Here is a 15,508-nt window from a genome sequence, read left to right on the forward strand (position 1 = left end):
TACAAGTAGCCTTAGGCAGCGCCGAGCAGCCCAGAGGTAGTGATATTGATCAGGATTGTGCATGGTGCTTGGAGAGAATAATACCACCGCTATACCACGCTCAAGCGGTGCTTCCCGCTGCCATCAGTTGCCAAATACTGCCAGAAATAAAAACAAAAAAGCCCATGAAAACATGGGCTTAAATGTGTTTTTTGCCAGTTACTACCAGCCAGAGACTAACGGGTGATTATTCCCACTCGATCGTCGCAGGTGGCTTGCTCGACACGTCGTAGGTCACGCGGGAGACGTGTTCTATTTCGTTGATAATGCGGTTGGATACTTTTTCCAGCAGTTCGTAAGGCAAGTGCGCCCAACGGGCGGTCATAAAGTCGATGGTTTCGACGGCACGCAGGGCAATCACCCATTCGTAACGACGCTGGTCGCCCACGACGCCAACGGACTTTTGCGGAATAAATACCGCGAAGGCCTGGCTGGTTTTGTGGTACCAGTCGAAGTTATGCAGTTCTTCAATAAAGATGGCATCGGCTTCGCGCAGGATATCGGCGTATTCTTTTTTCACTTCGCCCAGAATACGAACACCCAGGCCCGGCCCCGGGAATGGGTGGCGGTAAACCATGTCGTATGGCAGACCGAGTTCCAGGCCGATTTTGCGCACTTCGTCTTTGAACAGTTCCCGTAATGGCTCAACCAGTGCCATTTTCATATCGTCTGGCAGGCCGCCAACGTTATGGTGGGATTTGATCACGTGGGCCTTGCCGGTTTTGGAGGCGGCGGATTCAATCACGTCCGGGTAGATGGTGCCTTGCGCCAGGAAGTGAACGTCCTTGAGCTTGGTGGCTTCGGCGTCAAAAACGTCGATAAAGTTGCCGCCAATAACCTTGCGTTTGGCTTCCGGGTCAGAGACCCCAGCCAGCGCTCCCAGGAACAGCGCTTCTGCATCGGCACGAATGACTTTAACGCCCATGTTGTTGGCGAACATTTCCATCACCATATCGCCTTCGTTCTTGCGCAACAGGCCGTTATCGACAAATACACAGGTGAGCTGGTCGCCGATTGCCTTGTGCAGCAAAGCCGCCACCACCGAGGAGTCAACACCACCAGACAGGCCGAGCAATACTTTTTGCTCACCTACCTGGGCGCGGACTTTTTCGATCTGGTCTTCAATGATTTTTGCCGGTGTCCAGAGTACTTCGCAGCCGCAGATATCCAGAATAAAACGTTCCAGAATGCGTTGGCCTTGCAGGCTGTGGGTCACTTCCGGGTGGAACTGGACGCCATAAAAATGCTTGTCGGCCAGGTACATACCGGCAATGGGGCATGATGGCGTCGAGGCCATCAGCTCAAAACCGTCGGGCATGGCGGATACCTTGTCGCCGTGACTCATCCAGACGTCGAGCAGCGATTGGCCGTCGTCGGTGATGTGATCCCGAATATCGTGGAACAGTTGACCATTCCCTTCCACCTGAATCTGGGCGTAGCCAAATTCACGAATGCTGGAACCTTGAACCTGACCACCCAACTGCTCGGCCATGGTTTGCATGCCGTAGCAGATACCCAGCACGGGTACGCCCAGGGTAAAGACACACTCCGGCGCTCGTGGTGATCCGGCCTCGGTAACGGACTCCGGGCCACCGGCCAGAATAATACCGCTTGGGTTGTATGCCAGAATTTCGGCTTCGTCCATGTCAAAGGCACGAATTTCCGAGAACACACCGATTTCGCGCACACGACGGGCGATCAGTTGGGTGTATTGGGAGCCAAAATCCAGAATCAGAATTTTCTGGGCGTGGATATCTTGAGACATAGGGTATCCATGAAAACCGGGCCTTGGCCCTGGGTGAATGTTCAGTTCAATGTAAAATGCAAAAAGGGGACGTTAATCCCCTCTCTTTTAATCCATATAATCCGTAGCGCTTGCCCCCTGTGGGGTGGTTCCTCCCGGGCTTGCGCGCATAGCAACCGCACACAAGCCAGAGAGATACACGAATCAGTCACCAAGGCGGTAGTTAGGCGCTTCTTTGGTAATCTGTACATCGTGCACGTGGGATTCTTTCATGCCCGCGCCGGTGATCTGTACAAACTGGGGTTTGGTGCGCATATCGTCGATGGTCGCGCATCCGGTATAACCCATGGCGGCACGTACACCACCCATCAGCTGGTGAACCACATTTGACAGCGGGCCTTTGACGGCAATACGCCCTTCGATACCTTCAGGCACCAGCTTGTCGACGCCTTCTTTCTTGTCCTGAAAGTAGCGGTCGGAAGAGCCCTGGGTCTGACCCATGGCACCCAGTGACCCCATGCCACGGTAAGACTTGTAAGCACGACCCTGGAACAGTTCCACTTCGCCGGGGGCTTCGTCGGTACCGGCCAGCATGGAACCCACCATAATCACGGATGCACCGGCAACCAGTGCCTTGGCGATATCACCCGAAAAGCGTACACCACCGTCAGCAATCACCGGAACACCGTATTGTTCCATCGCTTCAGCCACGTTGGCTACGGCGCTGATTTGCGGTACACCCACACCGGCAACGATACGGGTGGTACAGATAGAACCAGGACCAATACCGACTTTAACACCATCGGCACCGGCTTCTGCCAGCGCAATCGCGGCGTCAGCCGTGGCGATGTTGCCGCCAATTACCTGCACATCCGGGTATTTTTCCTTGATCATACGAACGCGGTCGATGACGCCAGTACCGTTCACGTTGGAGGTATGACCGTGGGCGGTATCCACAACGATGACATCAACACCGGCTGCGGCCAGGGCATCAACGCGTTCGTCGGTACCGGCACCGGTACCAACTGCGGCACCGACCAGCAAGCGGCCCTGATCATCCTTGGCGGCGTTCGGAGAGGCTTTGGCCTTGTCGATGTCCTTGACGGTCATCAATCCCACCAGCTTGCCGGCTTCGTCCAGTACCAGGACTTTTTCAATACGGTGCTTGTGCAGCAGATCCTGAACGGTCGCTGGGCTGGTGCCTTCAAGTACGGTGATCAGTTTTTCTTTCGGGGTCATCACGGAAGCAACGGTGGCTTCCAGATTTTTTTCAAAGCGTACATCACGACGGGTCACAATACCCACCAGCTCGCCATTATCGACCACTGGCATACCGGAAATATTGAGTTGGTCGGCCAGCGCCAGTACACCACTGATGGTGGTTGAGCTGGTTACGGTAATCGGGTCTTTGACGACGCCGCTTTCGTATTTTTTAACCTTGCGAACCTCGGCGGCCTGTTCTTCTGGCGTCAGGTTCTTGTGGATGATGCCCAGGCCACCTTCTTGCGCGATGGCGATGGCGAGACGGCCTTCGGTGACGGTATCCATTGCGGAAGAAATCAGTGGAATTTTCAGCTCAATACCACGGGTCAAACGAGTTTTCAGAGAAACCTGATTGGGTAGAACTTCAGAATAACCGGGAACCAATAGCACATCATCAAAAGTGAGTGCTTCCTGAGCGATTCGCAACATAGAGAGCCTTCCAGAATGGGGAAATTTGGGAGGTTACCCGAAGTCAAACGCGGTGACGGAAAGCCTAGATCGCTGGCCTGATCCGCCGGGAATATCACGTTTTTAAGCGACCCCGGAGAAACTTAGGCGCGGCATTGTACCCGGAAAGTCTTACTTCGACAACGCCGGACAGGAAAGTCCTGAGAGGAATTCCAGAGTCTGCTGGCGTACTTCCGGCTGGGCAAAAGCAGCGACATGGGGGCCGCTGGCTTCTATCCAGCAGGCGGGGCCAGTCAAATCGGAATACAGTGTTTTACCCTGCCCGATACGGATGACCTGATCCTCCGGGCTATGGATCACCAGTACCGGCACCGAAATCGCGGCGGCATAGGCATCGGGGTCCCAGTCGGATGGCAACAACCAGGTGGCAGGCATCAGGGCCCAGCCGATCCAGCTGCGTGAGAACATATCTCTGGCTACCTCGGCGTAGCGGGCCGGTGGCGCTTCCAGCACCAGGGCATCAATGCCATAACGCGCGGCGGAGTCGGCAACAAAAGGTACCGCCAGGCCGGCACCGATACTTTGCCCCATTACCACCAAAGGCCGTTCAGGAAAACGTTGCTGCAACCACGCTGCGGCTGCGTGAAGGTCCTGCAGCACATCCGGCAATAACGGCTGCCCCTGCGAAGCACCAAAACCCCGATAATCCAGCGCCAACAAGCCAACCCCTTGTGCGGGTAACCAGGCAACACTGAGCAGGTGGGAGCTGATATTTTCTGCGTTACCGTGTAAATACAGCACCACGGGTAGCGGCTCCTCTGTGTCTGTGTGTGCGGTCTCTGCAGACAATCCGGGGATTACGGAGTCAGTGCCGTGAGCCTTTTGCCCCGGCAGCCACCAGGCATGCAGCAAGGTGCCATCGGCGGCAGTCAGTTCAACATCGTCATACGCCAGCCCCAGGGCGGCGGGTGTTCGAACCCAGACCTGCTGCGGGTGAAAATACAGGCGCGTCAGCGAAGCACAGCCCGTCATCAATACCAGCAAGCCGATCGTACCAGCCATCACAAAACCGCCACGCCACCAACGGCGTAATGCCATCACAACCAGATCCTCACTTTTACGCCATCCAAACCCAAGACATCACAACCAGGCTGTCCACAACCAAGACACACAACCAAGACATCCACACCATCAAAACCGCCATTGGTTGGCCACATGACCCGGACCGCCTCAGAAATACCGCCTCAGAAATACCAGTTCAGGCCAAGCGACCATTGCGCAACCCACTCATGTTCAACGCGGTGGGTACTGGCTGTTAACCGGAGTTGTCCGGAATCCAGAATCGTGCGCCCCAACTGCCCTTGCCACTGCTGCAGGTCCAGTTGTTCCCCGGCAATACCCGGTGTCCATTGTCCCGACAGCTGCCATTGCCATAACGCTCCTTGATACAGCCAGCCCGCCACTGGCCCCGCCGAGAGGTTCCAACCGGCATCACCCAGTTGTTGCCCGGCCATCAGTCGGGTTTCCAGCAGGGTATAAATACGCCCCATGCCATTGGGAGACAGTGGGCTTTGCCCCAGCCCCCAGGTGTAGCCAAACACAGTATTCAGATAGCCATGACCGGCCCCGGCACGGCCGTCAAGGTCGGGCAAACGATCGTAGCCCGCATCCACTCCCCAGGAGAGTGGCTTTAACAACTCCCCTCGACTGGCCAGAGACAAGACCTTGACCGCCGACAATTGCTGTACCCGGGCACTGGTATCCGGCTGGTGACGCAGCGTCAGGTGTAACATCTGGATTTCAGAACCAGGGACAAAACCTTTCGCCCGATCCATCACATCGTGGTACGCCGGACGCAAGGACAGGTCGGTAAACCGTTTATCGTCCACCCCCCCCATCGCCACACCAACCCGGGTCGAGCCATGGCCAAGGTCATCACGGGTCGGTGCTTGCACTGGTAGTGGAAAGGCACTGCCGCTGGTCTGGTTCAATTGACTGCGCGCTTTCAGAATGGCCAGAGTCTGCCGCCGTAATGCCGGGCTGGCCTGTTTCTTTTTCACCGAGAGATAACGGGCATAGGTAAACGCAAGTTCAAGCACTTGTGCTTGTTGCTGATCATCCAGGTTATTGGGTAACTGCGCCGGTGATAGTTGACCGGCGACCAGTTGCAACGCCAGTTGAACCTGCGCTGGCGAGCTTTGGTATTCCATATTTTCCAGCTCGGCAGCAGCCGATGGCCGAAACACATGTCCGGCAATCAGGTCGGCGGAGTCCAGCGCCCGAATGGTTTCGACCGGAATGGCAGTTAACACAAAGTCATCAGCCAAGTCTGAACGCTCCGTGGCGGCATCAATCATCGCCAGCACCCGGTAGGAGCAATTTTCATCAAAGAAGAAATAATCAAACCCGGTATCTTTCAACTCCCAGACATGGCGAACAAACTGGTCCACTTCTGTGGGCGTCAGTGCCAGTGGGTACTCCCAGACATTACGATATTCCATATGCTGGTATTCACGGGTTTTCACATGGTACGGCATGACCGAAACCACGCCGGGATAGCCTCCGGTCAGCCCCTTATAGCTGAACACCAGTTCGTTATCATCCGGGTTGGCGTTGGCGGCAAAATTCACGCTGTAGGCCAATAACTTGCTCGACGCCGGGTCCTTGCGATCCATACGTATCAAGGTATGGCCATACATGGAAGATGGCGAATTGATATGCGCCGCCGGAAATACCAGGGTCAGGGAATAAGCATCCAGTGTGGCACGCCAATCCTCAAATGCCGGGCAAGGCTGATCTTGCCAGTCGTATTCTGGTAACTGTTGTTGCAACCAATGATAACGGGCCGGGAAACGGCATTGTGCAGAAATATCCGGGCCGAGACCCCGTTGTAAAAATGCCTGCACATCGGCCTTGAGCTCTTTGCGCAGCCCTTCTTCGCCTTCCAGATGACCATCCGGGTGAGCCAGATAAAAATCCGGCGAATCATTCTGGGCCATCCAGCGAAAACTGAACGGGTGATAGCGATAATGCAGCAAGTGCCGCCACTGAGGCGCGTCGGCCAGTGCATCCAGACGCTGTGATTCTGGTGCGGTCAATGGCTGTAGCATGGAGTCAGGCGGAGATGCCAACAGCATGTCAGGCTCAGGGGTGTCGGCTTGCGCCGGAACCAGGCCCAGACAACCGGCAACCGCACACACAATAAAGGCAAGCAAGCGCCGCGACGGTTCGGTCAGAGGGATACCGCTGCTGCAGCCGGGGTAACTATTCATTCACAATGTGCTCACTGATCAAGCCCATCAGATATCCCTCCTGTCGGGATACCCAACCAGCAACCTATCAATCTTTAGGGGACATCTCTATGTGCGTCCATATCTGCAGATCGAAATCGATAACGTAAATAAAGGACACAAAAAAGTGCGCCTTGGCGCACTTTTTCCAGATCACTGTTCAGCAATCTGTTACCTCTGAGCGATCAGATCAGCCCAGGTATTTTTGCAAGCTGGCATCCGCAGCCATCGCAGCAGTCATGGCTTCCAGCGCGGTAGCAGAAGTCGCATTTTCGTTGAACATGGCGTCAAAATCGGCTTGCAGTGCAGCAGCAAAAGTGGCGCGATCAGACAGATCAACACCCACCACTTCGGCCAGCGCATTCAAGGTTTCGCCTTCACCAACAGCAACATCAGCAGCCAGCTGATCCATATTGTCGTCGATAAATGCCTGGGTCAGTCCCTGGGACAGAGGACCATGAGCCGCCTCACAACCCAAGGTGCCAGAGGTCATGCCAAAAGTCTGGTTACCAGAAGTACCGTTAGTCGTGGCTGCCAGTACATGTTCATGCCATTCATTGGCATCGGGGAAAATAACCGCTGTACCCAAGCCACAACCAGCTGGGCCATTCGCAGCCAGTGCAAATGAAGATGATGCTGTCAGAATGGCAATTGCCGCAATTTTTTTCATAGTTTGTATCCTTGAACCGGGTCAATTCATTACGACAACCAGCGTTTTGTTATGTACTCGCTGCCGCACTCCATGGGGGACATTAATATGCCTTATCCACCTCATTTATGGTACCAACAACTGAAACCCGATGTACGCCCTCGCTCTCATTTCCTCTGATGCAGCCAAAAAACAGTTGTACCACAGATGAACAATCACCACACAAAACCATCCCCTCTTCTGGTCAAAGCCCGGCGGCTATGGCAGCCTCTGCACAAACCCTGTTCGAGATCACCATGCCCTCACCCACCCCGCCCGCCGTGTTTACGGTCAGTCAACTGAATGAACGCGCCAAGCAACTGCTGGAAATATCCTTTGCCAATGTACGGGTAGAAGGAGAGTTGTCGAGCCTTGCCCGCCCGTCATCCGGCCATTGGTATTTCAGCCTGAAGGATCGCGGTGCCCAGGTGCGTTGTGCCATGTTTCGCTCTCGCACTGCGCAGTTAACTTTCTCGCCCAAGGAAGGTGATCAGGTTGAAATTCGCGCCAAGGTCAGTCTGTACACTGCCCGGGGGGATTACCAGCTGATTGTCGAGAGCATGAAACCGGCCGGAGAAGGGGCATTGCTACTGGCTTTCCAGCAGCAAAAACAACGACTGGCCGCCGCAGGGCTCTTTAATCAGGAGCACAAGCAGCCGATACCCAAAGCCCGCCGCCTGGCCATTATCACGTCATCCACCGGTGCCGCTCTGCACGATATTCTGACGGTGTTACAACGCCGTAATCCGTCCATTGAAGTGGATGTCTACCCGGCTCTGGTACAGGGACAGGACGCGCCAGCACAGCTGGTGTCTGCCCTTGAACGCGCCAACCGGGATCAGCGTGTGGATGTGATTATTCTTGGCCGTGGTGGTGGCTCACTGGAAGATCTCTGGTGTTTTAATGATGAAGCGCTGGTGCGGGCGGTGTTTACCTCGCGCTTGCCCGTGATCAGTGCTGTTGGTCACGAGGTGGATTTTACCCTCTGTGATTTTGTTGCCGACCTGCGCGCACCAACGCCATCCGCAGCCGCAGAGCTGGTCAGCGACGATCAGTCCAGTCGTTATCAGCAACTGGCTCAGCTGTTACAGCGTCTGCTACGGAGCCAGCGCCAGTCCTTACTGACCGCCAGCCAGCAACTGCAGCATCTGCAACAGCGGTTACGTCACCCAGCCCGGCAACTGGAACAAAACGCCCAGCAGCTCGACCAACTGGAGCAGCGGTTAATGGCGTCCTGGAAGCAGCAACAACAGCACCGCCAGTGGCACATCCAGCAATGGCATCAGCGGCTGCAGCACCAACATCCACAAACCACGCTGGCAGCGTTGGGCAGTCAGAACGACCAGTTGGGTATTCGCCTTCGCCATGCCATGCAACGTCTGTTGCAGCAGCGCCAGCAACAGTTGGGTAGTCAGGCGCAGCTGCTCAACAATCTTAGCCCACTCAATGTATTGGGCCGGGGTTATGCCTTGTGCCAGACCCCCGGTGGTGATGTGATTCGTGATGCCCAACAGCATCATGCCGGGGAGCGGGTTCATGCACGACTGGCCCAAGGCTGGCTGGAGTGTGAGATCATCACCCCGCACCCGGACACCGACGGAACGAGCACCTGAGCCGGACACCTGAGCCAACCACAGACATCGCGTACACAACGACAACGTCCGCAGATCCAGCGGCAGATACAGACAAGCAAGAGAAGGAAACAGCAATGATGCAGGATTCCAACACAAGCCGCCCAGCCACAACGACTTCCGGCAGCCTCTCAAACAGCCAGCCAGCCACTCGACGGAACACCACGCTGGCCAAATCCGCCCGTCTGCTATTCGCCACCATGGCGGGACTGTGCCTGACGCTACCGGTCAGCGCCGATACACAGCAACAGCCACCCAAACAACCACTGCCCAAGCAACAACTGGTGCCTGGTGGTGTCGCCCTGTTCGACCTTGGCAACAGCGCCACTCCCCCCAAAGTAGAGGTCGGCGGTCGTCCAGTGATGACCATTAATAGCGGCGACGGCGACAACCATCACTGGACCGCCGTCGTCGGCATTGACCTGAAATCATCGCCAGGTCAACGCACCTTGACGATTAACGGCCAAAAACAAACCTTCGACGTTACCCCCCACAGCTACGCCGAACAGTGGTTAACGGTAAAAAACAAACACGTCAATCCCAGTCAGCCCGCGCTGGAACGTATCCGTGCCGAAAGCCGCAAGATGAAAAGTGTCTTTACGTCCTTCACTCCGGTTTCCGGCCAGCAAGCAACAGCTCCGTGGCAACCGATGATCTGGCCGGTAACAGGGCCAATTTCCAGCCCCTTTGGTTTACAACGCTTTTTTAATGGCCAACGCCGCAATCCGCACAGCGGGCTGGATATTGCCGCCGCCACCGGCACCGAGATCATTGCCCCGGCGCAAGCCACCGTGGTGCAAACCGGGGATTATTATTTCAACGGCAATACCGTGTTGCTGGATCACGGCCAAGGGCTGATTTCGATGTTTTGCCACTTGAGCCGTATTGATGTGCAGCCGGGAGACCAGCTGGAGGTAGGCGATCACGTTGGTCTGGTGGGCGCAACCGGGCGAGTTACCGGGCCACACCTGCACTGGACGCTCAGCCTGAATAACGCCCGGATAGATCCCATGCTGTTCCTGGAACCCAAACCGGAAGCTGCCAGCGAGACCGTTCAGCCCTGACGCCGGGCGCCAGCCCGCCAGACTAATCCTCTGGCTGGCAATGGCGAATCAGACCTTCCTGGGCGATCGAGGCCACCAGCTTGCCATCGGCAGAAAACACCTGCCCGCGACAGAACCCCCGGCCACCGGAAGCCGTGGGGCTGTCGATGCTGTACAGCAGCCAGTCATCCATCCGGAACCGCCGATGAAACCAGATGCTGTGATCCAGGCTGGCAACCTGCATTTCTTTCTGGAATACCGTTACCCCATGGGGCAACAAAGCCGTTGTAATCAGATTGAAGTCACTGGCGTAGGCCAGCAAGGTCGTGTGATGACGAATGCTGTCGTCCATGGTGTCATCACTGCGCATCCACACCGTTTTGTGTGGTGGCCGTACTTCTGGCGAGAAAATATTAACCGGATCGACAACCCGCATCTCAACCGGCTTGTCGGCGGTATAAATCGGTCGTAAACGCTCCGGGAAACAATCCCGCCACTGCCGCGCCAGCTCCACCTGCGACGCAATGCCTTCCGGGCCTTTGGCGGCAGGTTTCGCGACCTGATGTTCCAACCCGGCCTCCGGGCGCTGAAACGAGCATGTCATGGTCATCACCGCTTTACCCAGCTGGCTGACCAGCACTTGCCGGTTGGCAAAACTGCGGCCATCCCGCAGCACCGAGACTTCAAATTCCAGGCTGTCCTTGACATTGCCGGGACGTAAAAAATAGGAGTGCAGGGAATGGGGTAGCCAATCGCGATGAATATCACCTGGCAAGGTTTGGGTTGCCGCGGATAGTGCCTGACCCAGAACCTGCCCACCGAACAGGTTTTTAAAGCCAAGATCCTGACAGCGACCTCGAAAACGGTTCACTCCAATTGGCTCCAGGTCGAGTAAACCAATCAACTCATCCAGAACATCACTCATGCCGGGTTCCTTTTATAATTATAATCAATCGCCTGATGATATCAGCGGCCAGCGTTCCAGGAAAAATAACCGGGCAATGACCGCCAGGTTATTTTTCTTTTCAAGCTTCAGTGCAGTACGCTTGTTGTACTTTGCCAGCGCCGTATAATGCCCGGCTTTTTTCATTTACTTTTTTATTCCTCCGCGGAGCTTACCCGCTTTTATGTCAGATCTGTACCAACCCGGCGTTACGCCAGCGCACTACCCGCAACTACTGGAACAAAAGTGCCAAACCCTGACGCAACGACTGTCTGAATTTGATCCCCCGGCACTGGAAGTGTTTGCCAGCCGGGTAACGCACTTTCGCTTGCGGGCCGAATTTCGTCTTTGGCACAGTGGCGACCGCTGTTTTTACGCCATGTTTGACCCGGAAGACCGCAAAAAACCGCTGGAAGTGCTCGATTTCCCCATTGCCTCAGAACAGATCAACGATCTGATGCAGCGCTTGCTGGCCGAGTTGCAAGACAACCAGCCACTGCGACGCAAACTGTTTCAGGTTGAGTTTCTCACCACCCTCAGTGGCGATGCCTTGATCACGCTGATTTACCACAAAAAACTCGATGCCGATTGGGAAGTGGCAGCCCGCGCCCTGATGGCGCGTATGAATGTCGCCATTATTGGCCGTTCGCGCAAACAGAAAGTTGTACTGGAACGCGACTATGTTACCGAGCAGCTGAGCGTCGATGGCCAGACCTATCGTTATCGCCAGATTGAAGGCGGCTTTACCCAGCCCAATGGTGAGATGAACCAGAAAATGCTCAGCTGGGCGCGTCGCTGTTCCGCAGGAATTGGCGGGGATCTGCTTGAGCTTTATTGCGGTAACGGCAATTTCTCCATCGCTCTGGCCAACTGTTTTGATCGGGTTATGGCCACTGAAATTTCCAAAACCTCCGTGGCTGCAGCCCAGGTCAACATTGCCGATAACCAGATCGACAACCTGATTATCGCCCGCCTCGCCAGCGAGGATTTTGTCCAGGCTTTACGCGGTGAAAAGCAGTTTGAACGGCTGAAAGACGTCGATCTCAGCAGCTATGATTTCCGCACCGTGCTGGTCGATCCGCCCCGGGCCGGACTCGACGACGAATCCGTCAAGCAGGTGCAGGGCTACGACAATATCATCTATATTTCCTGTAACCCGGAAACCCTGCAAGCCAACCTGCGACTGTTATCACAAACCCATACCATCCAGCGCTGCGCACTGTTTGACCAGTTCCCCTATACCCATCATATTGAGACCGGTGTGTTACTCACCCGGAGACCTGTCTGATGGTTGATCCCTGGAAAAACGCCCGCAGTGGCAAACTCGGTTCCCGCTCTTCTGCCCGCACCCGGCGCAGCGAGACACATCCGCAAAAAACCACGGCTAACAATACTGACACCTCTGCTGATTCCAGCCCTGCCGGCAACGCCGCCCGGTCGCATCAGTCCATCACGGATACACCACAGGCAGCCACCATGACCGACTCAACCCCAACCAGCAGTGAATTTGCAGCCCTGAATTTACCCGCAGAACAAATCGATAATCTGCGCACCATGGGTTACACCGCCATGACGGCTATCCAGCAACTGGCCTTGCCGCTGGCGCTGGACGGTAAGGATCTGATTGCCCAGGCCAAAACCGGCTCAGGTAAAACCGCCAGCTTCGCCATTCCACTGCTGACCAAGATCAATCCGCGCTTTTTTGGCGTACAGGGTTTGATTATGTGCCCGACCCGCGAACTGGCATCCCAGGTAGCCACCGAGATCCGCCAGCTGGCCCGTTATCTGGCCAATATCAAGGTCGTGGTATTAAGTGGCGGTGTATCCATTGGCCCACAAATCGGCTCACTGGAGCACGGCGCTCATATTGTTGTCGGCACACCGGGACGCCTGAAAGATCACCTGCGCAAAAACACACTGGACATCAGTCAGGTACACACTCTGGTACTGGACGAAGCCGATCGCATGTTAGATATGGGATTCAGCGACGATATCCAGCACATCATTGGCCACACTCCGGAAGACCGCCAGACGTTGTTGTTCTCCGCCACCTACCCGAACAACATCCAGAAACTGAGCGCTCAATACCAGCAGTCGCCAGAGATCATCAAGGTTGAATCCACTCACACCAGCAACAGCATTGATCAGCGCCTGGTCTTGTGTGATCGCCACCAGCGCCCGGCCGCTCTTGAACGGGTGTTAGCGCACTTTGATATTCAACAAGCAGTAGTGTTCTGCAACACCAAGCAAAGCACCGAAGAAATCGCCCAGCAGCTGAAATCACTGGGCTTTATTGCCCGGGCGATCAACGGCGACCTGGAACAACGCGACCGCGATGCCATTTTGACCCAGTTCAAGCAAGGCTCTGCCAACTTCCTTGTTGCTACCGACGTCGCAGCACGGGGTCTGGATGTTGACGACTTGCCAGCCGTGATTAACGTCGAGGTACCACGCGAGCTGGAAGTCTATACCCACCGTATTGGTCGCACCGGTCGGGCTGGCAAGGAAGGGATTGCCATCACCCTGATCGGCGACAGCGAAGATAACAAACGCAAGGCGCTTAACAACCAGCAAGGTATTGATATTCCTTGTATGGCTGTTGAGGAACTCAGCATCGATACCCCAATCCCGGTGCTGCCGGAATTTGCCACCCTGTGTATTGCCGCTGGGCGCAAACACAAAATGCGCCCCGGCGATGTGCTGGGAGCACTCACCGCACCCGGTGGCATCCAGGGCAAGCAGGTTGGCAAAATCCACGTGCTGGACATGGTGTCTTACGTTGCCGTTGAACGAACCGCCGCCCGACAAGCTGTTGAGGTCTTGAACCAGGGCCGGGTCAAGGGCAAAACCATCAAGGCCAGAAAGCTCTAAGGGATAACGCGGTTATCAGCGACTGGCGCGAGCAAACGAAATGGCAATCGCCACCTGCATCACCTTGGGCGGACGATCAAATGGCGCACTGGCTGTAGCCGCGGCCAACGCGCGCTGATCAAGCTGGGGAAAACCGCTGCTGCGGGCCAAGTGCAGGCTGCCCGGCTCCAGATGACCATCCTCACGCAGCCGGAAGCTGACCACTGGCATACCAGTCTGGCGATAACGACGGGCATCATCGGGATATTCCAGGTTGCTCTGGATGGATTTTTTCAGCCGTGCTAAATAATGCCGCAAAGCCGATTTTGAGATCTCAGGCCGCTGTAATGTTTGCTGTTGCTGTTGCTGCTTTTGACCTGCATCAATGGCTTGTTTTTCCTCGGCCTGCGCCGTTGGCGGCACTTGTGCTGCCTGAGCTGCGGTCTGTGGCTTTGGTTGCGGCGGTGTTTGCTTCACTTTAACCGGGCTTTCCGGCTGTCGTGGCGCTTTCTTAACCGGGTCTGGTTCCGCTTCTACGGCCTGAGCCGCGGCGACTGGTGGAGGTGTTGGCCTGGCCTCGCCCACCGGTTGATGAACCTGTGGCCGGGCACCCAGATGCTGTTGTTGTTGCTGGACTTGGCTTTCCAGGCCATCCAGCTCAATCACCAGCAATTCTTTCGACTCCGCCACCGGAGCCGCCTGCAGATCCAGCAGCCAGGGCAAGGCAATCAGTGCATGCAGCAAGACCGATATCAGAGCACCATGCCAAAGCGTAAATGGCCGCAGACTCATATCAGCCCCCTGCTTCCGTTTGGATGGCAACACGAGTAAAACCAAGGGTTTTGAGCGCGTCCATCACATCGACAAATTTCTGCAAGGCGATGCTTTTATCCGCCCGCAGCAGAAACGGTGTCTGGCGATCTTCCCCGGTTAATGCGCTACCCAGTTCCGCTACCTGCACTGGCAAGCTGTCCAAGTATAGCTGTCCTTCGGCATCCAGTTCCAGCATACGTTGCTGGTCACGATCCTTGTCGGTATTGCTGGCACTGGGCAGATTGAGCGGAATCTTGCCACTGACAATAAAGCTTGACGTCATCAGCACAATCGTCAGCAACACCAGCATGATGTCGATAAACGGTACCATGTTCATGCTTTCAAACGCCTTGTCATCCATTGGCGATCTCCCACTTCAGCATCAACACCTTGGCGCGCCGCATCAACAGGTTATAAAACACCACCGCAACCAGCGCGACCAACAGACCGGCAGCAGTGGCTTTCAACGCCAGCGCCAGGCCCACCATGATTTTGAGGGTGTCGATATTGGCGTCCATACCCATCCGGTAAAAGGTCAGCATGATACCCAATACCGTGCCCAGCAAGCCGATATAAGGCGCGTTGGCCGCCACGGTAGAAATCAGAATCAGCTTGTCAGACAACGCCAGTTCAAGACTTTTCAGGTCATTGAAATCGCTAAGTTTCAACTGCCGGTAGCGCACAAAGCGCTCCAGCCCGACGGCGACAACCACCACACTGAGAAACGCGAGAAACAGAATCACGCCATAGTCGATCACACCCGCCAACACATCCATATTCATACACTTGCTCCTGC

At 55.6% G+C, this 15,508-nt stretch carries 14 protein-coding genes; 4 read left to right on the forward strand and 10 right to left on the reverse strand.

Annotated elements, in window-relative coordinates; translation table 11 throughout:
- Positions 1-226 precede the first annotated feature (226 nt).
- The 5 genes from guaA to Q8W32_RS13050 form a co-directional block, all read right to left on the reverse strand.
- Positions 227-1,804: a glutamine-hydrolyzing GMP synthase gene (gene guaA / locus Q8W32_RS13030; protein WP_305415272.1), complete on the reverse strand. Its 1,578-nt coding sequence runs from the start codon at positions 1,802-1,804 to the stop codon at positions 227-229.
- 183 nt (positions 1,805-1,987) lie between these two features.
- A complete protein-coding gene (guaB, locus tag Q8W32_RS13035; RefSeq protein ID WP_305415274.1) occupies positions 1,988-3,475 on the reverse strand; it encodes an IMP dehydrogenase in 1,488 nt (495 codons plus the stop codon).
- 150 nt (positions 3,476-3,625) lie between these two features.
- The gene (locus Q8W32_RS13040) at positions 3,626-4,552 is read right to left on the reverse strand and encodes an alpha/beta hydrolase (protein WP_303432006.1); all 927 of its coding nucleotides are present in this window, start codon (positions 4,550-4,552) and stop codon (positions 3,626-3,628) included.
- Positions 4,553-4,698: 146 nt separating this feature from the next.
- A complete protein-coding gene (locus Q8W32_RS13045; protein ID WP_305415276.1) occupies positions 4,699-6,726 on the reverse strand; it encodes a DUF4105 domain-containing protein in 2,028 nt (675 codons plus the stop codon).
- Positions 6,727-6,934: 208 nt separating this feature from the next.
- Positions 6,935-7,414, reverse strand: a complete 480-nt coding sequence (locus Q8W32_RS13050) for a DUF3015 family protein (protein WP_305415278.1) — start codon at positions 7,412-7,414, stop codon at positions 6,935-6,937.
- Positions 7,415-7,683: 269 nt separating this feature from the next.
- Here Q8W32_RS13050 and xseA point away from each other — a divergent pair, with 269 nt between their 5' ends.
- Together xseA and Q8W32_RS13060 are read left to right on the forward strand one after the other, a co-directional pair.
- Positions 7,684-9,045, forward strand: a complete 1,362-nt coding sequence (gene xseA / locus Q8W32_RS13055) for an exodeoxyribonuclease VII large subunit (protein WP_370693690.1) — start codon at positions 7,684-7,686, stop codon at positions 9,043-9,045.
- 95 nt (positions 9,046-9,140) lie between these two features.
- Positions 9,141-10,127, forward strand: a complete 987-nt coding sequence (locus Q8W32_RS13060) for a peptidoglycan DD-metalloendopeptidase family protein (protein WP_305415281.1) — start codon at positions 9,141-9,143, stop codon at positions 10,125-10,127.
- A 22-nt stretch (positions 10,128-10,149) separates the two neighbouring features.
- On the opposite strand, the gene Q8W32_RS13065 is transcribed toward Q8W32_RS13060, so the two are convergent.
- Both Q8W32_RS13065 and Q8W32_RS13070 read right to left on the reverse strand, forming a co-directional pair.
- A complete protein-coding gene (locus Q8W32_RS13065) occupies positions 10,150-11,031 on the reverse strand; it encodes an acyl-CoA thioesterase II (protein ID WP_303432001.1) in 882 nt (293 codons plus the stop codon).
- 24 nt (positions 11,032-11,055) lie between these two features.
- The gene (locus tag Q8W32_RS13070; protein WP_305415283.1) at positions 11,056-11,196 is read right to left on the reverse strand and encodes a hypothetical protein; all 141 of its coding nucleotides are present in this window, start codon (positions 11,194-11,196) and stop codon (positions 11,056-11,058) included.
- A gap of 37 nt (positions 11,197-11,233) precedes the next feature.
- On the opposite strand from Q8W32_RS13070, the gene trmA reads away from it, so the two are divergent.
- Complete coding sequence (gene trmA / locus Q8W32_RS13075; RefSeq protein ID WP_305415284.1) at positions 11,234-12,337, forward strand: tRNA (uridine(54)-C5)-methyltransferase TrmA; 1,104 nt, start codon at positions 11,234-11,236, stop codon at positions 12,335-12,337.
- The gene (dbpA, locus tag Q8W32_RS13080; RefSeq protein ID WP_370693689.1) at positions 12,337-13,920 is read left to right on the forward strand and encodes an ATP-dependent RNA helicase DbpA; all 1,584 of its coding nucleotides are present in this window, start codon (positions 12,337-12,339) and stop codon (positions 13,918-13,920) included. Before trmA ends, dbpA begins: the two co-directional genes overlap by 1 nt.
- A gap of 15 nt (positions 13,921-13,935) precedes the next feature.
- Here dbpA and Q8W32_RS13085 read toward each other — a convergent pair whose 3' ends face one another.
- Genes Q8W32_RS13085 through exbB form a run of 3 tightly spaced genes read right to left on the reverse strand, consistent with a single transcriptional unit; the run spans position 13,936 to position 15,494 of the window.
- Positions 13,936-14,691 (reverse strand): TonB family protein, encoded by a 756-nt coding sequence (locus Q8W32_RS13085; RefSeq protein WP_303431998.1) that lies wholly within the window; start codon positions 14,689-14,691, stop codon positions 13,936-13,938.
- A 1-nt stretch (position 14,692) separates the two neighbouring features.
- Positions 14,693-15,073, reverse strand: coding sequence for a biopolymer transporter ExbD (locus Q8W32_RS13090; RefSeq protein WP_305415286.1), 381 nt, complete (start codon positions 15,071-15,073; stop codon positions 14,693-14,695).
- On the reverse strand, positions 15,066-15,494 hold the full coding sequence (exbB, locus tag Q8W32_RS13095) for a TonB-system energizer ExbB (RefSeq protein WP_303431996.1): 429 nt from the start codon (positions 15,492-15,494) through the stop codon (positions 15,066-15,068). Before exbB ends, Q8W32_RS13090 begins: the two co-directional genes overlap by 8 nt.
- Positions 15,495-15,508 lie beyond the last annotated feature (14 nt).

It is taken from the genome of Oceanobacter sp. 3_MG-2023, from assembly GCF_030688925.1.
Taxonomy (GTDB): domain Bacteria; phylum Pseudomonadota; class Gammaproteobacteria; order Pseudomonadales; family Oceanobacteraceae; genus Oceanobacter.